The following is a 23898-nucleotide window of genomic DNA, read 5'->3' on the forward strand; positions in this document are numbered from 1 at the left end:
CCTCGCGCGCCCGCCCTGCCCGTTCCCCGTCCGGAGCGCGGTCCGCACCTCTGTCTTCGTCTGACCTATGTGGAGCCTCAAGGAGCCGATCAGATGGCCAACTTCTCGAAGTCCAACGTGCCGCAGTTCTCCGTCGAGGTGTACCAGAACGCCTACCTGCCCGAAGGCGGGCGCGAGGTGAACGCGATCGTCACCGTCACCTCGACGGGCGGGGGTACGACCGGTGGCGTGCCGCTGCCCGGTGCGGCGACGCCCGGACACCCGCACGCACCGGGACGCGCACCGGACGCCGCGGTGGTGCTCATGGTCGACTGTTCGGGCTCGATGGACTATCCGCCGACGAAGATGCGCAACGCCCGCGACGCGACGGCGGCGGCCATCGAGACCCTGCGCGACGGCACGCGGTTCGCCGTCGTCGCGGGGACGCATGTGGCCAAGGACGTGTACCCGGGCAACGGGCAGCTGGCGACCGCGGACCCGCGGACCAAGGCACAGGCGAAGGAAGCCCTGCGCCGGCTGAGCGCGGGCGGCGGCACGGCGATCGGGACCTGGCTCCGGCTGGCGGACCGGCTGCTGGGGGCCGCCGATGTGGACATCCGGCACGGGATCGTCCTCACCGACGGGCGCAACGAGCACGAGGCCCCCGAGGACCTGCGGGCCGCACTGGAGTCCTGCGCGGGCCGCTTCACCTGTGACGCACGAGGTGTCGGCACCGACTGGGAGGTGAAAGAGGTCACAGGGATAGCGTCCTCGCTGCTCGGCACGGCCGACATCGTCGCCGATCCGGCGGGTCTCACCGCGGACTTCACGCGGATGATGGAGAACGCGATGGGCAAGGAGGTCGCGGACGTGGCCCTGCGGCTCTGGACCCCCGTCGGCGTCGAGATCATGTTCGTCAAGCAGGTGGCGCCCACGGTCACCGACCTGACCGGCCGCCGCACGGAGGCCGGACCGCGCGCCGGGGACTATCCGACGGGCTCCTGGGGCGACGAGTCCCGGGACTACCACGTGTGCGTCAGGGTTCCGGAGGCCGGGATCGGTCAGGAGATGCTGGCGGCACGGGTGTCCCTGATCCTGCCGCCCGCCTCGGACGGCAGCCCCGCGCAGACCCTTTCGCAGGGCCTCGTACGGGCGGTCTGGACGGACGACATGGCGGCGTCCACCTCGATCAATCCCCAGGTCGCGCACTACACGGGACAGGCGGAACTGGCGCAAGTCATCCAGCAGGGGCTCGATGCGCGCAAATCGGGAGACTTCGACGGGGCCACGGCGAAACTGGGCCGTGCGGTGCAGCTCGCGTCGGCTTCCGGAAACGCGGATACTGCGAAACTGCTTTCGAAGGTGGTCGACGTCGTCGATGCGGCGACCGGTACTGTGCGACTGAAAGCGAGGGTGGCCGAAGCGGACGAGATGACACTCGAAACGCGCTCGACCAAGACCGTTCGCGTAAAGAAGTAGCCGGACGAACGACAACGACCCCATCGTACGGAGAGCCGACCTGGCCGACCGGACGGTGCACCGACAAGCATGGCGGCCTCCGGGCCGGACGAGGAGAGGGGGAAGCGCCGACATGCCGACCTGCCCGAACGGACACCAGTCGGGTTCCGAGGACTGGTGCGAGGTCTGCGGACACCGCATGGCCGGAGCGGGCGCGCCCGCGGGCGCGGTCCCGCCGCCGCCTCCCCCGCCGCCCGCGCCCGGTTACGGCTACCCGCAGGGGCCCGGCTCCGGGGAGCCGACCGCCCAGGCCGAGCTCTGCCCGCAGTGCCGTACCCCGCGTGAGGCGATGGCGCCGTTCTGCGAGGAGTGCCGCTGGAACTTCCTCACGAACACGGCGACGTCGTACACCCCGCTCGCCCCGCAGGGCGGCGTGGGCTCGGGGGTGCCGGGGCTGAACCTCCCTCCGGGTTTCCAGGCCCAGCAGGGTCCGCCGCCGCAGCAGCGGGACCCGTTCGAGTACCAGGGCTCCCGGCCCTCGCAGGTGAACCGGCCGGCCGAGCCCCTCTCGCCGGAGCAGGGTTCCCGGCCGGGTCTTCCGGAGCAGGGTGAGCGGCAGGGGCCGCCTCCGCCGCCCTCGTTCCAGCAAGGGCCTCCGCCTCCGGCGTTCCAGCAGGGACCGCCGCCTCCGCCGGCGTTCCAGCAGCAGTCGCCGTCGCCGTTCGAGCAGCAGGAGCAGGGGCAGCAGAACCCGTCCGGCCCGCCCTCGCCGTTCGCTCCGCAGGGTCAGCCCGGCGGTCCGATGGGCGGTCCGCCCGGCCAGCCCGGTCAGCCCGGCGGTCCGATGGGCGGCCAGCCCGGTCAGCCCGGCCAGCCCGGCGGTCCGATGGGACAGCCCGGCGGCCCGCAGGGGCAGCAGGGCGGAACTCAGGCCCCGCCCTCGCCCTTCGACCCGCAGCGACCGGGGCCGCCGGCCCCGCCGTCGTTCCAGCAGCAGTCCGCGCCGCCCGCGCCCGCGCAGCCCCAGGCACCCCGGCCCGGCGGCGAGGACGACTGGATGCTGCCTCCGCCCTCGCGCCAGCAGCCTCCGCAGGGCTTCCCGCAGGGCCCGCAGACACCGCAACAGCAGGCACCTCAGTCCCAGGCGCCCCAGCAGCAGTTCCCGGGCCAGGCCCACAGCCAGGCTCCAGGACAGGGGCCCGTCCAGCAGGCTCCCGGTCAGGGACCCGTCCAGAGCGGCAGGGACCAGGGACCGGGCAGCTGGACGGCGGTCATCGCCCCGGACCGTGACTACTTCCTGGCGATGATGCAGCGCAGCGGCCCCGAGGCGACCGGGCTCAACCTGCCCGCGTACTCCCCGGAGCAGCGCCTCGCGCTCACCGGGAACCAGATCACCATCGGCCGCCGCCGGCACAGCACCGGCGAGTCCCCCGACATCGACCTGGCCAGGCCGCCGGAGGACCCGGGCGTCTCGCACCAGCACGCCGTGCTGGTGCAGCAGCCGGACGGCAGCTGGGCCGTCGTCGACCAGAACTCCACGAACGGCACCACGCTCAACGGCGCCGAGGACCCGATCCAGCCGTACGTCCCCGTCCCGCTCCAGGACGGCGACCAGGTGCACGTCGGTGCGTGGACGACCATCACCGTCCGCCGCGACTGACCGGGCGGGCCGGGGAAGCGCGCGGATACGGGCCGGGGTCCTAGGACCCCGGTCCTCGGCCGGTACGTCTGCGACGATGGACGGGTGACAGAGATTCCGCGCGACACGCTTCAGGAGCAGACCTTCTACGAGCAGGTCGGCGGCGAGGAGACGTTCCGGCGCCTGGTCCACCGCTTCTACCAGGGCGTCGCGGACGACCCGCTGCTGCGTCCGATGTACCCGGAGGCGGATCTCGGCCCCGCCGAGGAGCGGTTCGCCCTGTTCCTCATGCAGTACTGGGGCGGTCCGCGCACCTACAGCGAAGAGCGGGGTCATCCCCGGCTGCGGATGCGTCACGCCCCCTTCCAGGTGGACAGGGCGGCTCATGACGCCTGGCTCGGCCACATGCGGGTGGCGCTCGACGAGCTCGGGCTCCCCCCGGAGCTGGAGCGGCAGTTGTGGGACTACCTCACCTACGCCGCCGCCTCGATGGTCAACACGGCGGACTGACGCCGTGTGCGGATTCCGGTACTCCACCGCCGCATAACGGTCACGATCCCATCAAGGTGCGCCCACAAGCGGTTTCCAGGACCCGTGCGCTCTGAAAGCATCCGGGGGACGTCGGGGGCGTACGGGATGTACGGGGCGTGGCGCTGCTGAGGTTCGGGGGATCAGGTGACGGGGTTCGTCCTTCTGCGGGTGCGCGCGCACCGGCTGCTGCTCACGGCTGCCGTACTGGCCGTCCTGCTCACCACCTGCGTGCTGGCCGCCCTCACCGCGTTCTCGGGTTCCATAGGCGACGCCGCCCTGCGGCACACGCTCACGCACCGCTCCGCGGCGCAGGCATCGCTCTTCGTCTCCGCCGATGTGGACCGCGAGCGCCGTGAGGAGGCCGACGCCAGGGTGCGCCGGGCGGCCCGCGACACCTTCGGCGGACTGCCGGTGACCGTACGGAAGCTGGAGAGTTCCGGACCGTACGCCCTCCCTCGCAGTCTGCAGACGCCCGCCGAGCGGCGCGGCGATCCCGATCTGACGCATCTCGCCTCCCTCGACCGCAGCCGTGTCCGCCTCACTGACGGCCGTATGCCGGACGCCGGGGCCGGGGCGGCCGGGGACCCCGTGCAGGTGGCCCTGCCGCGCGCCTCCGCCGAGGCCCTGAAACTTCGGCCGGGCGCCCTGCTGACCCTCACCGACCGGCTGAAGGACGCACCGCTGCGGATCGAGGTCACCGGTCTGTACGAGGCCTCCGACCAGGCCGATCCGTACTGGCAGTTGGACCCGCTGGGCGGGCGCGGGGTCCGCGAGGTCGTCTTCACCACCTACGGCCCGCTGCTCGCCGACCCGGCTGTGCTGGGTTCGGGGCGGCTCACCGCGGGCCCGGTCTCCTGGCTGGCCGCCGCCGACTTCCGTACGGTCACGACCGGCCGGACCGAGGCGCTGCGCCGGGCCGCGACGGACGGGCCGAAGGCGTTGTCGGCGGCTCCGGTCTTCGGTGACGGGGCCACGGTACGGACGGCGCTGCCTACCGTCATCGACCAGATCGACCGGGCGCTGCTGGTCTCCCGCTCCACGATCATGATCGTCGCGGTCCAGCTGGTCCTGCTCGCCGGGTACGCCCTGCTGCTCGTGGCCCGCCTGCTGAGCAGCGAGCGCGGCGGTGAGACGGAACTGCTGCGCGCGCGGGGAGGTTCGCGGGGCCGGATCACCTCGCTCGCCGCGATCGAGGCGCTGCTGCTCGCCGTGCCGGCCGCCGTCGTCGCCCCGCTGCTCGCCGGGCCGCTGACCCGGCTGCTCGCGGACCGCAGCGACCTCGGGCGGATCGGGTTGCGGCTCGACGGCGGTGTGGACGGCACGGTCTGGCTGGTCGCCGCTGCCGTCGCGCTGGCCTGTGCGCTCGCGGTGGTCGCCCCCGCGCTGACGGCGGGAGCGGCCGGGCGCCGGGGCTCCCGGGCCACAACGCTGCCCACCCCGGTACGCGCCGGTGCCGACCTCGGGCTGCTGCTCGTCGCCGGGGTGGCGTACTGGCAGCTGGACCGGCAGACCGGGGCGTCGGGCGGTGGCGCCCTCACCGGCGACCGCAAGGGCGAGCTGGGCATCGATCCCCTGCTGGTGGCCGCTCCCGCGCTCGCCCTGCTGGCCGGCACCGTGCTGACCCTGCGGCTGCTGCCCCCCGCGGCCCGGCTCGCCGAGCGGCGCGCGGCGGGCGGGCGGGGCCTGTTCACGGCGCTGGCGGGCTGGCAGTTCAGCCGCCGGCCGCTGCGGGGCGCGGGCCCGGTGCTGCTGCTCGTCCTTTCGGTCGCGATGGGCATGCTGGCCGTCGGGCAGAGCGCGTCCTGGGACCGTTCGCAGGGCGACCAGGCGGACTTCAGGTCGGGCGCCTCGGTGCGCGTGGTGGGCACGCCGGCCGGCGACCCGGCGCAGGCGGCCGCGTACACGGGTCTCCCGGGCGTACGGGAGGCGGCTCCCGCGTTCCGTACGACGGTGGACCTCTCCGGGGGGCGGACGGCCGAGGTGCTGGCCCTCGACACCGCGCACGCGGACGAGGGGATGCTGATGCGGGAGGACCTGGCGGGCACGTCCCCGGAGCGGCTGTTCGCCGCGATCGCCCCGCCGAGGACCGCGCGAACGGGGGTGGTGCTGCCCGAGGGCAGTACCCGCGTGCTGTTCGACCTGCGGATCCGCGACACCTCGGCCCCGGGCGGAAGGTCGCCGTCGGGTGCGGCGACGCTGATCAGCGTGCTGCTGGAGGATCGTTACGGCACCGGTTACCGGGTCGGCGCCGGGACCGTGCCCGTGGACGGCGGCGCGCACACGCTGTCCTTTCCCGTCTCCGCGTCGGGCGGTCTGGCCGTGACCGGCTTCGAGGTGGACGGCGAGGTGCCCGAGAGGCGTTCCGAGAAGCGGCAGGTGTCCGTGACGGGACTCCGGGCGCTCACCTCCGGCGGAGGCGAGCGGCCCGCGCCCGCGTCCGAGGGGGTGCGCTGGCAGGCCGGGGCCACGGTGACCGAGGCGGGCGAGACACACTCTGCCGACAGCGTGCGGGCGGTGACCGGCTCGGGTGCGGCGCCATCCTTCAGCTACGGCACCGGAGCGGCTCTGCCGGACGATTCCTTCTTCGGCACCGAGCCCGTCAGCACCCTCCGGATCACGGCGGCTCGTCCGGCGGCGCCCGCGCTGAAGGCGGTGGCCACCGACGCGTACCTGACGTACGCGGGAGCGAAGCCCGGCCAGGAGATCGATCTCACGCTGGCGGGCAACACGGTCCGGGTGAAGCTGGTGAAGGCGGTGCGGCAGCTGCCGACCACCGGCACCGGGGCGGCCGGAACGGGCTCCCCGGCGGCAGCCGGCCCGGCCGGTTCCGCCGGTCCCGGCGCCGAGTCGTCCACGAAGCCGGGCGGCAGCCTGCTGCTGGACCTGCGGGCCGTGTCCGAGGTGCTCGCGCACCGGTCGGGAGCCACCCTGGCGCCCACCGAGTGGTGGCTGAGCACCGCGCCCGGCGACGGTGCCGAGCTGGCGGCGCGCCTGCGTGCGCTGCCGGGTACCGATCCCGCTCAGGTCCGGGTGCGGGACGAGGTGGCCCGGGAGCTCGCGGACGATCCGCTGGGCGCGGGTCCGCAGTCCGCGCTGCTGGCGGTCGCGGTGGTGGCCGCCGCCCTGGCCGCGGTCGGTTTCGGCGTCGGCCTCGTGGGGTCGCAGCGCGAACGGGCCGCCGAGTTCGCCGTGTTGCGGGCGCTGGGAGCCTCCCGCCGGCGACTGGCCCGGATGCTGGCCGCCGAGCAGGGCGTACTGATCGCTCTCGCCCTGCTGATCGGGCTCGCCCTCGGGGCGGTGCTGACCAGGGCCGTGGTGCCGCTCGTCGTGCTGACCGGGCAGGCCGCGCGGCCCGTGCCGGACGTCCTGGTGCTCCTCCCGGCCGGGCAGGTCTCGGTGCTGCTGGCCTCGGTCGCCGCGCTGCCGCTGCTGATCGTCGCGGCGATCACACTGCGCCGCGCCGATCCCGCGGTATCGCTGCGCCACCAGGGGGACAACTGACATGAACGCCGCCAAGACGACGGCCGCCTGCGCCCCCTGGGTGCGCACGAGGCTGCGTACCGCTCCCGGTATCTCGGCCGCCCTGGCGGTCCTCGTGTTCCTGACCGCCTTCCTCGCCGCCGTCTTCCCCCGGGCGGTGGACGCGTACGAGTCGAAGGCGCTGCGCCACGACCTGACGACGGCGGCGCCGGGCCAGAGCGTGCTGGAGGTGACGACGCCTCCGCCCGCTCTCGGGCAGGCGCCGTCGGTCCGCGAGTCGGCGATGCGGGAGAAGGCCCTGTCCGAGGCCGACGACGCGCTGACGGCGGCCCTCGTCGAGCCGCTGCGTGCCGATCCGGCGAACTCCTCGTACGGGGCGCACACGACGACGCCCCTCGTCGCGAGCGAGCCCTGGCTGCCCCGGCCGAACGCGCTCCCGCCGCAGCTCACCTACGCCGCCCCCGCGGCGCTCTCCGAGCACAGCTCGCTGCGGGCGGGGCGCTGGCCGGTGGCGCGGGGCGAGGTGACCCTCGCCACCCGTGCGGTGGAGGCGGCGGTCACCGAGGAGACCGCGGCGGAGCTGAAGATGAAGCCGGGCTCCACGATCGCCGTGCCCACCCAGAACGGGCAGACGCTGAGCGTACGGATCACCGGCGTCGTGACACCGCTGCGCCCGGAGAGCGGCTACTGGTCGGTCGATCCGCTGTACCGCGCTCCCTCCCTGGTCAGGGACCCGCAGTCACCGGTCCCCACCTTCTACTGGGCGGCGGCCCTGCTGCTGCCCACGGACGCCGCCCCGGCGCTGCTCGCCACCAGCGGTGACCCGGAGCTGTACTGGCGCCTGGCGCCCGACGCCACGGGCCTCACCTCCGCGGACGCGCCCCGGCTGGGCAAGGCCGTCGCCGCGATGGAGAACGGCCCCGAACTCCTGACGCTGCGCGACATCGCGGGGCCGAACACCACGCTCACCACCGATCTGGACGCGATCCTCGACGCCTACGCCTCGATGCGTTCCGCGATCGGCCCCGTCGTCGCGGTCGCGGCGGTGGGCATCGGGGTGGTGGGCGCGGTCGTCCTGCTGATGACCGGCGGGCTGATCGGCGCGCGACGCCACCACGAACTGGCGCTGCTGCGCTCGCGCGGCGGCTCGCTGCGGGGCATCGGCGGACGGCTGCTGGCCGAGACGGCGGTGGCCGTGCTGCCCGCGGCGGCGCTCGGGCTGCTGGCGGCGGTCCTGCTCGTCCGCGAGGCGCGGTTCCTGCCCGCGGCGACGGCCGCTGCCGGTGTCGCCGTACTGGTCTGCGCGGTGCTGCCGCTGCGCACGGCGCTGCTCCACCGCAGGCCGCTGCTGCACGGCGCCCGCGAGGACATGACGGCGGCGAGGCCGAGCCGTCGGCGTACGGTCGCCGAACTCACCGTGCTCGTCCTCGCGGTGGGCGCGGTGGCCGCGCTGCGCCGTCGCGGCACGTCGACGGGTGCGGGAGCCGATCTGCTGGTGAGCGCGGCCCCCGTGCTGGTGGGGCTGATCGCCGCGCTCGTCCTCGTGCGGCTCTACCCGCTGCCGCTGCGGCTGGCGGCCCGGCCCGTGGCGCGGCTGCGCGGGGCGGTCGGCTTCCTGGCACTGGCCCGCGCGGGCCGGGCCTCGTCCAGCGGCACGCTGCCGCTGCTCGCCCTGCTGATCGCGCTGACCACGGCGGCGTTCGGGGGCTCGGTGCTCGCGGGGATCGCGGACGCGCGGAACGAGGCGGCGCTGCGGGCCGTCGGCGCGGACGCCCGGATCAGCGGGGAGGGCGGGTCGGCCCCGGTCTCCGAGGGCGCCGTACGGCAGGTCCGCGCGGTGGACGGCGTCGAGGACGTCGCGGCCGTACGCATCGAGTACGGCACCCCGCTGGCGGCTTCCCGGGACGTCAGATCGGACACCGAGCGCGCGACCCTGCTGGGCGTCGAGCCCGGCTCGTACTCCCGCCTGGCGCGCGGGACCGGGCTGCCCGCCTTCCCCGCAGCGGCGCTGAGAGGTTCGGGCGGGAAGGGCGGGCCGCTCCCGGCCGTCGCCTCGCCGGCGCTCGCCGGGCGGCTCGGCGACCGGCCGCTCACCATCCGGTCGCAGCAGGGGGACGTGGAGGTGCGGGTGGCCGCCGTCCTGACGCGCACTTCGGCGGTGGACGACTCCGACTTCCTGATCGTCGACGCGCGGGGCCTCGCCCTGGGCGATCCCACGACGCTCCTGGTCACCGGGGCCTCGCTCGACGCCGGGCGACTGCGGGCCGCCGCGCGTGACGCGGGGCCGGACTTCCAGGTGCGGCTGCGGTCGGCCGAGCGGGGGGCGTTCGCCGACACCCCGATGCAGTCGGGCGCGGAACGGATCTACGCGGCGGCCGTCGCGGCGGGAGCGGGCTACGCGCTGCTCGCCGTGGGTCTGTCGCTGCTGCAGACCGCCCCGGAGCGCACCACGCTCCTGGCCCGGCTGCGGACGATGGGGCTCACCACCCGGCAGGGCCGGCGGCTCCTCGCCTCCGAGGCGATGCCGCAGGCGCTGCTGGCCGCGTTCGGCGGGCTCCTCGTGGGCTGGGCGACCATCGCCCTGCTGGCACCGGGGATCGACCTGGACGCGCTGGCGCTGGCCGGCGGCGCCCCGGCGGCCCCGCACACCGCCACGCTGCGGACCGACGCGTGGTCGCTGGCCCTCCCGGCACTCGGCGTGGTTCTCCTCGCCGCCGCCGTGGCCGGTGTCCAGGCGTGGTGGTCGAGCCGCCGCGGATCGATCAAGGAACTCAGGGCAGGAGACACCCGGTGACGTCATCGACAGAGACCACCCTGGCGGAGCTCGAACAGCGCGCCGCCGCGCGTCGGGACCGGCCGTCGTACGGGCACGACGCCCTGATCGCGTGCGACCGGCTGGTGCGCATCTTCTCCACGGACGGGGTGGAGGTGCAGGCGCTCCAGGGCCTCGACCTGCTGGTCACCGAGGGCGAGTTGATGGCCCTGGTCGGTGCTTCGGGCAGCGGGAAGTCCACGCTGATGAACATCCTGGCCGGCCTGGACGTGCCCACGGCGGGGTCGGCGAAGGTGGCGGGCTGCGACCTCCTGGCGATGGGCCAGAAGGAGCGGCTGCGCTACCGCCGCGACGTCGTCGGTTTCGTCTGGCAGCAGACCTCACGCAATCTGCTCTCCTATCTGACCGCCGTCCAGAACGTCACGCTGCCGATGCAGCTGCGCGGCCGTGGCCGCAACCGCGAACGGGCGGCGCGTGCCGAGTCGTTGCTGGACATGCTGGAGGTCGCGGACTGCCGTGACCGCCGCCCCGCCCAGATGTCCGGGGGCCAGCAGCAGCGGGTGGCGATCGCGGTGGCGCTGGCCAACAACCCCTCGGTGCTGCTCGCCGACGAGCCGACGGGTGAGCTGGACTCCGCCACGGGCGAGCAGGTGTTCGCCGCGTTCCGCCGGGCCAACGAGGAACTCGGTACGACGATCGTCATCGTCACGCACGACCAGGCGGTGGCGAACGAGGTGCGCCGCACGGTCGCCATCCGCGACGGCCGTACGTCGTCCGAGGTGCTGCGGCGCACCGAGGTGGACGCGGCGACGGGACAGGAGTCGCAGGTGGCACGGGAGTACGCGATGCTCGACCGGGCCGGCCGGCTCCAACTGCCCGCCGACTACACCGAGGCACTGGGGATGGAACACCGGGTGATGCTGGAGCTGGAGCAGGACCACATCGGGGTGTGGCCGGACGCCGCCGGGAAGTGAGCCGCGGGGCCCTCGGGCCCGTGCGGCGAGCCCCGGCGCGGCGGGGTGGTGAGCGGGGCCCTGCCGGTGGATCTCGCAGGGCCCGTGCGGTGAGCCCTGACGCCCGCCGGCAGGTGGAGCAGGCCCGGGGGCTCAGGCCGTCCCGACCGTCACGGCGAGTACGCCTAGGCCTCAGGCCGTCCCGACCGTGACGGCGAGTGCGCCTAGGCCTCAGCCCGTCCCGACCATCACGGCGAGTACGCCTAAGCCTCAGGCCGTCCCGACCGTCACGGCGAGTGCGCCTAGGCCTCCGCCCGCGCCGCGCAGCGCGATCGAGCCGAACGGGGTGCGCAGCCGCAGCCAGGTACCGGACGCCATCAGGGCGACGGGGAAGCCGGGGGCGGCGCGCAGGAAGCCGAGCGACTGCGCGGCGTGCACCGCGCGCAGCGGCAGTTCCGTGTTCCCGACCTTCCGGGACCAGATGTCGCGGCCGATCAGATCGCGTTCCGCCCGGTTACGCCGCTCCTCGGGCAGGGCCGCGTCGCGGGCCCGGAACTCGGCCACGGCGTCGGCGAGCGCGGTGCGCAGGTCGGCCGGGTCCGGCAGTCCGGGGCGCTCCTGCCAGCCGCCGCGCGGTGGCAGCAGACCTGCCCACGGAGGGCCGGTGACGGGCTGCGGCAGATCACCCACGCCCGCCTGGCCGTCGGCCCCGTCGGTGTCGAGCGCCTCGAGGAGTTCACCGGCCGAGACGGTCAGGTCGAAGTCGTGGGTCTCCGGCAGCCGGACCGTGCGGATCGCGAGGACCTCGAACGACGGCGGGCGGCCGAACACCGCCAGCGCGCCGCCGCCCGCCTGGAGACGGACGGCGGCGGCCCGGTCGTAGTGCAGCAGCCTGCCGAGGAAGGCGGCGAGATCCGCCGCCTCCCTCGCGTCGGCGAACCGCAGCGACCGTACAGGCACTGTCATGCGACGGCGGGCTCCTGGTCCAGGTACTCCTGGAGGAAGAGCTTCTCCTCGGCGGTGATCCGCCGGGGCCGCTCCGCCGCCAGGTCGTACGGCACGACGACCGTCGAGGCGCGTACGTAGACCTGCTCGGGGTCCTTGATCTCGTACGCGATCGTCAGCGACGCCGCGGTTATCTTCGTGACCCAGGACTCGACGGTCACCGGGGCGTGCCGGTGGACCAGCGGGCGCACGTAGTCGATCTCGTGCCGGGCCACGACGGAGCCGCCTGAGAAGGACGGCGAACCGTCCCCCGGCGCCAGCCGGAACATGAAGTCGATGCGCGCCTCCTCCAGGTAGCGGAGGAAGACCACGTTGTTCACGTGGCCGAAGGCATCCATGTCCGACCAGCGCAGCGGGCAGCTGTAGATGTGACGGGCCAAGTCGATCAGCCTCGCGTGAGCTTCTTGTAGGTGGCACGGTGCGGGCGGGCCGCGTCCGCGCCGAGTCGCTCGACCTTGTTCTTCTCGTACGACTCGAAGTTGCCCTCGAACCAGTACCACTTGGAGTCGCCCTCGTACGCCAGGATGTGCGTGGCGACGCGGTCCAGGAACCAGCGGTCGTGGGAGATGACCACCGCTGCTCCGGGGAACTCCAGCAGCGCGTTCTCGAGCGAGGACAGGGTCTCGACGTCGAGGTCGTTGGTCGGCTCGTCGAGGAGCAGCAGGTTGCCGCCCTCCTTGAGCGTCAGCGCCAGGTTCAGGCGGTTGCGCTCACCGCCGGAGAGGACGCCGGCGGGCTTCTGCTGGTCCGGGCCCTTGAAGCCGAAGGCGGAGACGTAGGCGCGGGACGGCATCTCGACCTGGCCGACGTTGATGTAGTCCAGCTCGTCCGAGACGACGGCCCAGAGGGTCTTCTTCGGGTCGATGTTGGCGCGGGACTGGTCGACGTAGGAGATCTTGACCGTGTCGCCGACCTTGATGGCGCCGGAGTCGGGGGTCTCCAGGCCCTGGATCATCTTGAACAGCGTGGTCTTGCCCGCGCCGTTCGGACCGATGACGCCGACGATGCCGTTGCGCGGCAGCGTGAACGACAGGTCGTCGATGAGGACCTTGTCGCCGAAGGCCTTGGAGAGGTTCTCGACCTCGACGACGATGGAACCGAGACGCGGGCCCGGCGGGATCTGGATCTCCTCGAAGTCCAGCTTCCGCATCTTGTCCGCCTCGGCCGCCATCTCCTCGTAACGGGCGAGACGGGCCTTGGACTTGGTCTGCCGGCCCTTGGCGTTGGAGCGGACCCACTCCAGCTCTTCCTTGAGCCGCTTGGCGCGCTTCTCGTCCTTGCGGCCCTCGACCTTGAGGCGGGTGGCCTTCTTGTCGAGGTACGTGGAGTAGTTGCCCTCGTAGGGCAGGGCGCGGCCCCGGTCGAGCTCGAGGATCCACTCGGCGACGTTGTTCAGGAAGTACCGGTCGTGCGTGACGGCGACGACGGCGCCCGCGTACTTCGAGAGGTGCTGCTCCAGCCAGTTCACCGACTCGGCGTCGAGGTGGTTGGTGGGCTCGTCGAGGAGGAGCAGGTCCGGGGCCTCGATGAGCAGCTTGCAGAGCGCCACACGGCGCTTCTCGCCGCCGGAGAGGTTGACGACGGGCCAGTCGCCGGGCGGGCAGCCCAGGGCGTCCATGGCCTGCTCCAGCTGGGCGTCGAGGTCCCACGCGTTGGCGTGGTCCAGGTCCTCCTGGAGCTTGCCCATCTCGTCCATGAGCGCGTCGGAGTAGTCCGTCGCCATGAGCTCGGCGACCTCGTTGAAGCGCTTGAGCTTGCCCATGGTCTCGGCGGCGCCGTCCTGGACGTTCTCCAGGACGGTCTTGCTCTCGTCGAGCTCCGGCTCCTGCATGAGGATGCCGACGCTGAAGCCGGGCGAGATGAAGGCGTCACCGTTGGACGGCTGCTCCAGGCCCGCCATGATCTTCAGCACCGTGGACTTACCGGCACCGTTGGGCCCCACGACACCGATCTTCGCGCCGGGCAGGAAGTTCAGATTGACGTCATCGAGAATCACCTTGTCGCCGTGCGCTTTGCGCGTCTTGCGCATGGTGTAGATGTACTCAGCCAAGAGAAACCGTCCGGCAGCAATAGAGGTGTGGGCAGATACACCCATCTTGCCTGACGTCCGCGCCCGGACGGAAACCCGTCCGTTCCCCGGTACACCCGTGGGGGCGTACCGGGGACACCAGTGAGGCCGCGCCCGGGGTACGCGAAGGCCCGGTACGGATGTCCGTACCGGGCCCTCACCGGCGCATTCCCGCGCTGCGCCCTCGGCTCAGCGCTCAGCGCTCAGTCACTCACCGTTGCTCTGGGGCTTCTTCCGGCGGAGGAAGAAGACCGCGCCGCCGCCGAGCACGACCAGGGCGATGGCGACACCCGCGATGACGGGGGTGGCGCTGGAACCGCCGGTGGCGGCGAGGTCACCCTCGGCACCGGTGGAGCTGGTGCCGGTCTGGGCGGGCACCGGCTCGGAGCCGCTCTGGGTGCCGACACCGTCACCCGGGGTGGGGGTGCCCGCCGTCTCGCAGTCCAGGACGCCCTTGAAGTTCTTGCTGAACCCGCCGGGGCCGGTGATCGTGAAGTCGTACGCCTGGTCCTCGGCGACCGGGATCGTCACCGTGCGGGTCTCGCCCGCCGCGATGGTGTGCTCCGCACCGGCCAGCGCGAAGGTGAACGGCTCGTCGCCCTTGTTGCTCGCGGTGATGTCCACGCCACCCTTGGCGCAGTTCTTCTGCGCCGTGAGCGCGGGGACCGCGCCCTTCTCGGCCCAGGTGGCGGTGGCCGAGGCCGTGACCGTGGACTGGCTGGAGCCCGCGAGAATCATGGTCTGGCTCTTGGTCAGCCCGGCGAAGACCCGGCCCACCGGCACGGAGGTGGTGGCCTGGACCGTCAGCGCGGCGGAACCGTCCGCGGCGCCCTCGGGGATGTCGAAGTAGAGACCGGTGCCATCAGCGGCCTGCGTGACGGGCTTGCCGTCCTTGTCGGTGACCGTGACGCCACCCGCGGCGGCGTCGGCAGGCGGGGTCACGGAGACCTGGCCGGCGTCGGTGCGGACGGTGACGGGACCGACCCGCTCACCGGCCTTGCCGGAGACGGCGGCGGGCTCCAGCGCCACGGAGGCCTTGGGCTCCGCGAGGCTCTCGGCGCTCTTCTCCAGCCAGTCCGCGAGCTTCTCCGCGTGCTCGTCCTTGGCCTCGACGTCGGCCTTGTCGGAGAAGCGCCAGATGGCGACCTGGGTGCCCGCGGCGGCCGTCTTGGCGGTGAGCGGGCCGGTGCCGGCCTCTCCGGCGAGCGCCGAGAGGTCGTCGACCTGCGGGTAGGAGTGCTGGAGGATCCAGCGGATCTTGCCCGCGTTCTCGTTGGCGCCCAGCGAGGTCTGGGCCCAGGGGGTCTCCAGGTACTTCGCCCGGTCCTGCGTGGGGTTGTGGATGTCGATGCAGTACGTCTTCAGCTGGCCGCCACCGTCGACGTCCAGCTCGAAGAGGCCGGCGGGGAGCTCCTGCGTGGTGGCCTGCTCGCCGTTCTCACCGGCCGTGCGCAGCAGGGCGCTGTCGTAGGTCTTCAGCCCGTCCAGTACGGCGGTCGCGCCGCCCTGGTGCTGGCCCGTCTCGTCGGCCGGAGCCGCCGCCGCCGCGCTCGCACCCACGAGGGTGCCCGCTGCGACCAGCCCGGCGGCCAGTACAGCCGCTGCCGCCTTGACGAGACCGCGGCCCCGCCCGGTCCCGGCCGGCTCCTGGCCGTATCGCCTGCTCCCGCTCCGGCTCCCTATGGAGCCCTCCGTCGCCGCCGTGGGCGACGAAGTGGATGCTGAAGACACAGAAAACACAGAATTCCCCTCCGGGCGAGACCTTCACGGATGATGCGCGTGTGGGAGGTGTCTCGCCAGCAAACTCAAGTGCCGCATGAGTACTGGGGAATCGTAAGGAGCGAGCGGGTGACAGTCCCCCGTCATAGCGTCAGATAAGCATTCCGAATCGCAATCGTTACAGCTCTCTTCGGCGCGCCCCCCTTGTTCAGGACATCGATGCCATTTCCGTGGCCGGTTTCTGACGATGCGTAGGCGCCGTAAGGGCGGGGTCGCCTCTGACCACCCGCCGGAACGCCGCCGTCCCCCTCGTCAGGTCGTGCCCCACCGCCACCGCCTCGACGTCCACGGAGGTCTTCCACACCCCGTCCCGCTCCTCCTCGCGCACCTTCAGACGGCCGTGCACGACGAGCGGCTCCCCCACCGACACCGAACCGGACAGGTTCACCGCGAGCGTCCGCCGCGCCCACACCGTGTAGAAGCTCGTGCGGCCGTCCGACCAGACCTGCTGTTCCCGGTCCCACCGCCGGGGCGTCACCGCCATCCGGAAGCGTGCCGTCGGCCCCGCGGCCGTCTCCCGGAAGTCCACCGGCGTGGCGGCGTTCCCCACCAGCGTCACCAAGGTCTCGTTCATTTCCCGTCCCCCTGTTTCGTTTACCGCTGCTTCCCTGCCGCATTCCGTCCGCTTTCCGTCCCGCTGTCCGGGCTGCACCGATGCGTCGCGAAGACGCGCGACGCGCTTCGGCCGCACGCGGGCCGCGCGGTCCCGCCCGGCCGCCGGCACTCTTCGCCGTCCGCCGGTATGCGTTACACAGGCACGCGTTACGCCTGCATGCGTTACGCCGGCATGCGTTCCGGTGTGCCGGTCCGATGCGTTGTCACCATGCTGGACGGAAATGGGGAATCCCGCGGGAGCCTGTGGATTACCGGCCGGTTGTGGAAAACTCCGTCACCGCCACATACCGCTCCCGCACCTCGCGGTAGCGCGCCAGTTCCGCCGCGACCGGGTCCAGGACCCTGGCCCTGCCGCAGCCGGCCGCGGCCTCGCGAAGCCGTCGTTCCGCCTCCTGCCCGTACCTGCGCGCGGGCCCGCGGGCAGCGGCGGCGCACGACCACTCGACGAGCGGCCCGCCGATCACCCCGGCCAGCATGAGCAGGGCGGGGACGACGAGTCCGGGCTCCAGCACCCCCACGATCTGGCCGAGCAGCCACAGGCCGCCGAAGACCTGAAGCAGCGTCATCGAGGCCTGCGCCAGCACCGCCGCGGGCCACCACGCGGGGCGCGGCGGCCTGGCGGCACGGCCGCCCGCCGGCGCTGCGAGGGGAGCACCGGCCCGGCCCGTACCCGAGCCGGGCACCGGCTTGACCGTGCCCTGCCGCGTGCCGGTCGAAGCGGTGTCACCGCCCGAACGGCCGCCCCGGCCGCCCGCACCCGTCTGCGCGGCCCGGGACAGCTCGTCCAGCGCCTCCGGCAGCCCCTTCGCCCCGCCCACGGCCGCCTCGCGCACGGCCTGCGCCCAGGGTGCGGGCAGCCCGTCGACAGCGTCGTCCGCCAGCTTCCGTACGGCTTGCTCCACCCGCTGCCGGGCGGTGAGCTCCTCCTCCGGGGGCGCGAGCGCCTGGGCCATCAGGTCCAGCCCGCCGAGCTGCCGGGTGGACTCGTACCAGCGCCACAGCCGCAGCCAGGGCGTCCCGCAGGCCCGTCCCGCGTTCCTGCGCCACTCCCGCTCCGCCGCCTGCCCCGCCGCCGTGGCCCCGACGGCCTCCGCGAGCCGGTCCGTGAACTCCTCGCGGGCGCGCTCCCCCAGCCCTGGCCGGCCCTCGGCGACGTACACCGGACGCAGCCGGGCCGCCGCGGCGTCCACATCCGCGGAGAGCCTGCGGGCCGCCGCCGTCCGGTCCTGGACGAACCTGCCGAGCAGCTCGCGCAGCTCGCCGACCCCGTCGCCGGTGAGCGCGGACAGCGGCATGACCGTGACGCCCGGCTCGCCGTGCTCCCCCACCGCCATGCCGTCCTCGTCGAGCAGCCGGCGCAGATCGTCCAGCACCAGGTCGGCGGCCTCCCCCGGAAGCCGGTCGATCTGGTTGAGGACGACGAAGGAGATCTCGGCGTGCCCGGCGAGCGGCCGCAGGTAGCGCTCGTGCAGGGCCGCGTCGGCGTACTTCTCCGGGTCGACGACCCAGATCACCGCGTCGACCAGGGCGAGGACCCGGTCCACCTGGGCCCGGTGACCGGTCGCCGCCGAGTCGTGGTCGGGGAGGTCGACCAGGACGAGCCCCTGCAGAGCCTCGTCGGTGGCGGTGCCTCCCTGCACGGGCCTGCGCCGCAGCCGGCCGGGGATGGCGAGCCGGTCGAGCAGTCCCGCGGCGCCGTCGGTCCAGCTGCAGGCGATCGGCGCGGACGTCGTGGGCCTGCGCAGCCCTGTGTCGGAGATCTGTACGCCCGCCAGCGCGTTGAAGAGGGTGGACTTCCCGCTGCCCGTGGCCCCCGCGATCGCGACGACCGTGTGCCGGGAGGAGAGCCGCTGGCGCGCCGACGCCTCGTCGAGCACCCGCCCCGCCTCGGCGAGGGTGTCCCCGTCGAGCCTCGCGCGGGAGAGCCCGACCAGTTCGCGCAAGGCGTCGAGCCTCGGCCGGAGCGGGCTGCCGGGCAGCCCGTACGCCTCGACCTCGGGCCCGGTCTCCTCCGGGGGCGGGTTCGGCCCCTCCGCCTTCTCCTGGGCGGCCTCCGCGGCGCGGCGCGCGATGAGGCCGTCGTCCCAGCGCCGGCCGTCGCCCGTCTCCGGTTCCCCGTCCTTCTCGCCCTCCGGCCCCTGTCCGTGGTCCCGGCCCTGGTCAGTGACGGCAGTCATCGCTGCCACCTCTCCTTCTGCAGTACGGACAGCGCGGCGATGAGTTCGGCCTGCGGCTCCGGGGCGATCTCGAGCGCGTCCAGGGGTGCGAGCCGCCGGTCACGCTCACCGTTCAGGACCTGGTCCAGGCAGGTGGTGAGGAGTGCGCCCCCCTTGTCGCGGAGCCTCAGCGCTCCCTGCGCCCCGATGCGTTCGGCGAGCTGCTCACCGGCGCCCCGCGCGCGTCGCCCGCCGAGCAGCGCCGCCGCCAGCAGCGCGGCCACCGTCTCCGCGTCCGGCGCGGCATTGCGTTCGAGGAGCCGCGCCTCTTCCTCGGCCAGTTCCTCCAGGACCCGCCGCCAGCGCCGTACGGCCATCCCGATCCGGCCCTGCACGTCCTCGGCGGGTCCCCATCCGCCCGCCTCCCGGCCCGCGTCCTCGAAGCGGAAGCCCCCGGCGGCGGGCTCGCGCTGCCAGGTCGTGCGGATCTGCTCGTCGGCGGCGGCGACGGCGCACTGCAACAGGGCCACCAGGCTCTCCACGAGGGAGTCCAGCAGCTCTCCCGCCGTGCTGTAGAGCGGATAGCCGCGCCACCGGGTACGGGCGCCGCCGGCGAGCACGGCCCCGTTCCGGAGCCGGTTGCGTACGCGCGCCAGCTCCTTCCCGTACGCCTCCTCGACCACACCGGTCAGCCTCACGGCCGCCGCGTACTGCGCGGCCACCGCGGCGGCCAGCTCGGGCATGCGCACGTTCAGCGAGTCGATGACCCCCGACGCCGTGCGGCCCACGGCCTGCTGACGGGCCGCCGGGTCCTGCACGCGATGGGTCAGCCAGGCCCGGAGGGGGGCGACCGCGGTGGTGGGAAGCAGTCCGCTGCCCCCGCCCGCGGACTCGGGCAGCTCGGGGATGGTGAAACGGGGCACGTCACCCAGACCGGCCCGGGTGAGCAGGGCGGCGTACTGCCGGGAGACCTCGGCGATCACCTGGTGCGGCACCCGGTCCAGCACGGTGACCAGGGAGGCGTCGTACTCCTTGGCGGTACGCAGGAGATGCCATGGCACCGCGTCGGCGTACCGGGACGCCGTGGTCACCATGATCCAGACGTCGGCTGCGCAGATGAGTTCGGCGGCGAGGACCCTGTTCCCCACGACGAGCGAGTCGATGTCGGGTGCGTCCAGGAGCGCGAGGCCCCTGGGCAGGGTCGCCGCGGTCTCCACCCTCAGCACGGTCTCGTCGCGGTCCCCGTCGGCCCCCAGGTGGTCGAGCCCGTCGGGGTCGGGGACCTGTCCCGGGGGCAGCCACACCCGGGTCAGCTGCGGCAGCACCCGTACTCCCGCGAACCAGTGGTGGTCGTCCGGGTGGCAGACGAGCACCGGGGTCCTCGTGGTCGGGCGGAGCACCCCGGCCTCGCTGACCCGGCACCCCACCAGGGAGTTGACCAGCGTCGACTTGCCCGCACCGGTGGATCCCCCGATCACCGCGAGCAGCGGTGCCTCGGGGTCCTTGAGCCGGGGCACCAGGTAGTCGTCGAGCTGGGCGAGCAGTTCGGTCCGCGTCTGCCGGGCGCGCGGCGCCCCCGGCAGCGGGAGTGGGAGACGCACGGCAGCGACACGGTCGCGCAGGGCGGAAAGTGCGTCGATGAGCTGGGGCCGTACATCCATGGTTACCACATGTGAAGAATGCCCAATTTTGACGGCTTTTTGAAGCGTATAGGCCCCCCTGCGCGGCGGAACCCTCCCGGGGGACAGAGGGGACGAGTGGGGCGCAGGCATAACGAGTGCACAACACCCGGGGCGCGAGGCGCCAAAAGCGATGCACGAATCGCACCCACCTGCGATTATCGGTTCGCTTCACCGAACCTCCACATCGTGCCACGCAGGTGAAGCAACCGGGAGGAGGCGATCTGAGCCCTATCCTTGTCCCGGCACGGTCGCGGATGGCTTGAACGAGCGCCTTCCGGGACACCAGGCCGACACCCGGCCCCCGTAGCTCAGTGGATAGAGCAGGCGCCTTCTAAGCGCTTGGCCGCAGGTTCGAGTCCTGCCGGGGGCGCTCATCGCGCAGCACGTCAGGCCCTCCCTCCGGGAGGGCCTTTTTCGCAGGTCACCGCACCGTAGCGAGGGCGGCGTAGCGAACGTGTAAGCACCGAACCGTTCGCAGGTCACGGCGGGGCGGGTCCACGCCACCCCGGCCCGCCTACCTCCGGCGCCGGATGTACCAGGCCGCCACGAGCACGATCAGTACGGCAACCACGAAGGCCCATACGGTCGTTGCGCCGTGGTACGAGCGGTAGGCGGTCAAGGCGAGCATGTCCGGCGGATACCCCGGACAAGCGGCTTCATCCGGCACGCTCCTTCGCTCCGCCACGCACGCAGCTCGCCATCCGGTGGCCCGCCCCGCCACCGCACGCAGCGCGCCATCCGAAGGCCCGCCCCGCCACCGCACGCGCCTCGCCATCCGGTGCCTGCGCCGGTCGCCCCTGCGCGGCCGGGGGACCGCCCCGCCCCCCGAAACCTCTCCTCGCGCACCTCTGTCGCCGTGACGGCCGACCGTGATACTCATGCAATTGATTAGTCAGATTCTTGAGTATGGAAGCTTGGAGATGATTCCGTGGACGCCGCAGACCTCTTCCGCGCAGCCGTCGACAACCGGGACCTCGCAGCCCTGGACGGCCTGCTCACCGACGACATCCGCCTCTTCAGCCCCGTCAAGTTCACGCCCTTCGAGGGCAAGCCGATGGTGATGGGGCTCCTCGGCGTCCTTCTGCGCACCTTCGAGGACTTCCGTTACATCGGTGACCACACCGGCTCCGCACAGACCAGCGGCGACGGCGGCACCGCACCGTCCGCGGTTCTGGTCTTCCGCGCCGAGGCCGGCGGCAAGGAGATACACGGCATCGATCTGCTGCATTTCGACGACGCCGGGCTGATCAAGGAGATCACCGTCATGGTCCGCCCGCAGTCGGCCGTGCACGCCCTCGGGGAAGCCGTCCTCGCCGGTCTGGTCGCGGACGGTCTGGCCCCCGCGCCCAGCCCCTCCTAGACGCCCCTGAGCCCCTCGCCACCGCCCCGAACCGCCTCTCGCGTGCCCCGGAACCCGCGTGCCCCGGACCGGCGTGCTGCGGACCCGCATGCCCCGGACCCGCGTTCGGCAGCTGTCAGCCTCCGAGCCGTTCCAGCAGTGCGGGCACGTCCGCGAAGGAGTCCAGCACGTGGTCGGGGGCGCCCTCGGCCGCTTCCAGCGTCTCTGCGCGGTACTTGCCCGTCCTCACCAGCGCGCCGGTGATGCCGTGGTGCTGGGCGCCGAGCACGTCGGACTCGATGTCGTCGCCCACCATCAGCGCCTCCTCGGGGGAGGCGCCGAGGTGGGCCAGGGCGGCGGCGAAGAAGGCACTGGAAGGCTTGCCCGTGACGACGGCCTCGGTGCGCGCCGCCCGCTCCAGGCCGAGGAGGAACGCCCCCGTGTCGAGGGCGAGCCCGTCGGCGGTGCGCCAGTACAGGTTGCGGTGCATGGCCACGAGAGCGGCGCCCTGCTGGACGAGGCGGAAGGCGCGGTCGAGCGCCGCGTAGGTGAACGCGTCACCCGCGCCGCCGAGCACGACCACGTCGGGCACCGCGCCGTCCGTGTCCTCCTGCTCCACGAGGGTCACGCCGGACAGGTCGGCCCGGACGTCACCGGAGTTGATCAGCAGACAGCGGGCGTCCGGGTGGTGCTCCCGCAGATGGGCCGCCGTGACGGCGGGCGCGGTGAGGACGTCGTCGGCGCCCACGGGGAAGCCCGATCCGGCCAGCCGCTCCGCGATCCGTGCGCGCGTGCGCGAGGTGGTGTTGGTGACCAGCGCCAGGGGCACCCCGTCCGCGCGCAGCCGTTCCATGGCCCGTACGGCGCCGGGCAGCGGCTCCCACGACACCGTGAGTACGCCGTCGATGTCGATCAGGACCGCGCCGATTCGTCCCATGCCACCGACCGTCCCCGAGTTGCCCGATCAGCGCAAATGGGGTTGTTTCGAAGGTGGGGTGTGCGTGTGTGCTTCCGCTCCTCCCCTCTGTTGGAGGTGAACCACCGTGCTGTTCACCGACCGCACGGACGCAGGGCGGCGACTGGCCTCGGCACTGCGGCATCTGAAGGTGCGCGATCCCCTCGTCCTGGGGCTGCCACGTGGCGGGGTCCCGGTTGCGTACGAGGTGGCGCAGGCCCTCGACGCTCCGCTCGATGTGATCGTGGTCCGCAAACTGGGCGTGCCGCACCACCCCGAGCTGGGCTTCGGCGCCATAGGTGAGGGCGGGGTCCGGGTCATCAGTGACGAGATCGTGCGCCATGCCGGGGTCCGGGAGAAGGACCTCGTCTCCGTCGAGCGTGCCGAGGAGACGGAGCTCGTACGGAGGGCGGGGGCGTACAGGGAGGGCCGGCCGCGGCTCTCGCTGAAGGACCGCACGGTGGTCGTGGTGGACGACGGGGTCGCCACCGGCGCCACCGCCAGAGCGGCCTGTCAGGTGGTGCGGGCGCAGGGCGCCGCCCATGTCGTCCTGGCGGTGCCCGTCGCTTCCCCCGACGCGGTCGTCCGGCTCCGCGAGGACGTGGACGAGGTCGTGTGCCTCTCGACTCCGAGCCTCTTCTCCGCCGTCGGTGAGTGGTACCGGGACTTCTCCCAGACCTCCGACGAGGAGGTCGTCGCCCTGCTGGCGCGAGCCCCCTCCCGCCGCGAGAGCACGGAGGACGTCGAGGTGGACGCCGGAGGGGTCCCTCTCGCCGGGGACCTCACCCTCCCCGGGGACGCGGGTGCACTGGTGGTGTTCGCCCACGGCTCGGGCAGCAGCCGCCTCAGTCCGCGCAACCGCTCCGTGGCCACGGCGCTGAACCGGGCCGGTCTGGGCACCCTGCTCTTCGACCTGCTCACCCCCGGCGAGGAGGTCTACCGCGCCAATGTCTTCGACATCGACCTGCTGGCCGGGCGGCTCACGGACACCACCCGCTGGGTGAGGGACCGGGTCTCCCTCCCGGTCGGCACCTTCGGGGCGAGCACGGGGGCGGCGGCGGCACTGCGGGCCGCTGCCGACCCGGACCCCGGGGTGGGCGCCGTGGTCTCCCGCGGCGGTCGTCCCGATCTGGCCGGGGCCGGCCTCTCCGCGGTACGGGCGCCCACGCTGCTGATCGTGGGTGGCGACGACACCACGGTCATCGATCTCAACCGCCAGGCGCAGGCCGCGCTGCGCTGCGAGAACCGGCTGGAGATCATTCCGGGCGCCACGCACCTGTTCGAGGAACCCGGCGCGCTGGACCGGGTGGCGGAACTGGCCCGGGACTGGTTCACCGCGCATCTCCTTCCGTGACAGCCGTCGCACCCCCGCGAGCCCCGGGCATTCCGAACTCTCCTGACCGACAACCCATGTGACAGGGCATCACCACCTGGCGCCCGTCGTCGACCACGACACCTCGGGCCCGCAGCCCCGGCCGGCCTCCGC

The 23898-nt window shown here is 73.2% G+C and carries 16 protein-coding genes and 1 tRNA gene; 9 read left to right on the forward strand and 8 right to left on the reverse strand.

Going from position 1 to position 23898, the window contains the following annotated elements; genetic code table 11:
* Window positions 1-93 precede the first annotated feature (93 nt).
* The 6 genes from ACFYQ6_RS04175 to ACFYQ6_RS04200 all read left to right on the forward strand — a co-directional run bounded on the left by ACFYQ6_RS04175 (window position 94) and on the right by ACFYQ6_RS04200 (window position 10834).
* Window positions 94-1458: a VWA domain-containing protein gene (locus tag ACFYQ6_RS04175; protein ID WP_361571453.1), complete on the forward strand. Its 1365-nt coding sequence runs from the start codon at window positions 94-96 to the stop codon at window positions 1456-1458.
* A 112-nt stretch (window positions 1459-1570) separates the two neighbouring features.
* The gene (locus ACFYQ6_RS04180; RefSeq protein ID WP_388760337.1) at window positions 1571-3097 is read left to right on the forward strand and encodes an FHA domain-containing protein; all 1527 of its coding nucleotides are present in this window, start codon (window positions 1571-1573) and stop codon (window positions 3095-3097) included.
* Between the two features lie 84 nt (window positions 3098-3181).
* The gene (locus ACFYQ6_RS04185; protein WP_361571458.1) at window positions 3182-3586 is read left to right on the forward strand and encodes a globin; all 405 of its coding nucleotides are present in this window, start codon (window positions 3182-3184) and stop codon (window positions 3584-3586) included.
* 165 nt (window positions 3587-3751) lie between these two features.
* Complete coding sequence (locus tag ACFYQ6_RS04190; protein ID WP_388760340.1) at window positions 3752-7108, forward strand: FtsX-like permease family protein; 3357 nt, start codon at window positions 3752-3754, stop codon at window positions 7106-7108.
* 1 nt (window position 7109) lies between these two features.
* Complete coding sequence (locus ACFYQ6_RS04195; RefSeq protein ID WP_388760343.1) at window positions 7110-9881, forward strand: FtsX-like permease family protein; 2772 nt, start codon at window positions 7110-7112, stop codon at window positions 9879-9881.
* Window positions 9878-10834, forward strand: a complete 957-nt coding sequence (locus ACFYQ6_RS04200) for an ABC transporter ATP-binding protein (RefSeq protein ID WP_361571467.1) — start codon at window positions 9878-9880, stop codon at window positions 10832-10834. Before ACFYQ6_RS04195 ends, ACFYQ6_RS04200 begins: the two co-directional genes overlap by 4 nt.
* A 249-nt stretch (window positions 10835-11083) precedes the next feature.
* Here ACFYQ6_RS04200 and ACFYQ6_RS04205 read toward each other — a convergent pair whose 3' ends face one another.
* The 7 genes from ACFYQ6_RS04205 to ACFYQ6_RS04235 all read right to left on the reverse strand — a co-directional run bounded on the left by ACFYQ6_RS04205 (window position 11084) and on the right by ACFYQ6_RS04235 (window position 20097).
* Window positions 11084-11779 (reverse strand): hypothetical protein, encoded by a 696-nt coding sequence (locus tag ACFYQ6_RS04205; RefSeq protein WP_361571469.1) that lies wholly within the window; start codon window positions 11777-11779, stop codon window positions 11084-11086.
* The gene (locus ACFYQ6_RS04210; protein WP_361571472.1) at window positions 11776-12198 is read right to left on the reverse strand and encodes a thioesterase family protein; all 423 of its coding nucleotides are present in this window, start codon (window positions 12196-12198) and stop codon (window positions 11776-11778) included. The genes ACFYQ6_RS04205 and ACFYQ6_RS04210 overlap by 4 nt, the downstream gene beginning before the upstream one ends.
* A 5-nt stretch (window positions 12199-12203) precedes the next feature.
* Complete coding sequence (gene ettA, locus ACFYQ6_RS04215) at window positions 12204-13868, reverse strand: energy-dependent translational throttle protein EttA (RefSeq protein ID WP_361571475.1); 1665 nt, start codon at window positions 13866-13868, stop codon at window positions 12204-12206.
* 225 nt (window positions 13869-14093) lie between these two features.
* The gene (locus tag ACFYQ6_RS04220) at window positions 14094-15626 is read right to left on the reverse strand and encodes a Cys-Gln thioester bond-forming surface protein (RefSeq protein WP_388760350.1); all 1533 of its coding nucleotides are present in this window, start codon (window positions 15624-15626) and stop codon (window positions 14094-14096) included.
* 187 nt (window positions 15627-15813) lie between these two features.
* Window positions 15814-16239 carry a single-stranded DNA-binding protein gene (locus ACFYQ6_RS04225; RefSeq protein WP_361571478.1) on the reverse strand — a complete coding sequence of 142 codons (426 nt, stop codon included), beginning with the start codon at window positions 16237-16239 and terminating at the stop codon, window positions 15814-15816.
* Window positions 16240-16528: 289 nt separating this feature from the next.
* Window positions 16529-18457 (reverse strand): GTPase, encoded by a 1929-nt coding sequence (locus tag ACFYQ6_RS04230; protein ID WP_361571481.1) that lies wholly within the window; start codon window positions 18455-18457, stop codon window positions 16529-16531.
* Complete coding sequence (locus tag ACFYQ6_RS04235; protein ID WP_361571484.1) at window positions 18454-20097, reverse strand: GTPase domain-containing protein; 1644 nt, start codon at window positions 20095-20097, stop codon at window positions 18454-18456. The genes ACFYQ6_RS04230 and ACFYQ6_RS04235 overlap by 4 nt, the downstream gene beginning before the upstream one ends.
* 318 nt (window positions 20098-20415) lie before the next feature.
* Between ACFYQ6_RS04235 and ACFYQ6_RS04240 the strand changes: the two genes are divergently transcribed.
* Both ACFYQ6_RS04240 and ACFYQ6_RS04245 read left to right on the forward strand, forming a co-directional pair.
* Window positions 20416-20488 (forward strand) — tRNA-Arg (locus ACFYQ6_RS04240).
* A 558-nt stretch (window positions 20489-21046) separates the two neighbouring features.
* Window positions 21047-21478 carry a nuclear transport factor 2 family protein gene (locus tag ACFYQ6_RS04245; RefSeq protein ID WP_361571486.1) on the forward strand — a complete coding sequence of 144 codons (432 nt, stop codon included), beginning with the start codon at window positions 21047-21049 and terminating at the stop codon, window positions 21476-21478.
* 115 nt (window positions 21479-21593) lie between these two features.
* Here the strand turns inward: ACFYQ6_RS04245 and ACFYQ6_RS04250 are convergent, their stop codons facing one another.
* Window positions 21594-22394 (reverse strand): TIGR01458 family HAD-type hydrolase, encoded by an 801-nt coding sequence (locus ACFYQ6_RS04250; RefSeq protein WP_388760355.1) that lies wholly within the window; start codon window positions 22392-22394, stop codon window positions 21594-21596.
* Window positions 22395-22500: 106 nt separating this feature from the next.
* Between ACFYQ6_RS04250 and ACFYQ6_RS04255 the strand changes: the two genes are divergently transcribed.
* The gene (locus tag ACFYQ6_RS04255) at window positions 22501-23766 is read left to right on the forward strand and encodes a phosphoribosyltransferase family protein (protein WP_361571492.1); all 1266 of its coding nucleotides are present in this window, start codon (window positions 22501-22503) and stop codon (window positions 23764-23766) included.
* Window positions 23767-23898: the final 132 nt, after the last annotated feature.

Origin of the sequence: Streptomyces sp. NPDC005494 (assembly GCF_042872025.1) — a bacterium.
GTDB lineage: Bacteria > Actinomycetota > Actinomycetes > Streptomycetales > Streptomycetaceae > Streptomyces.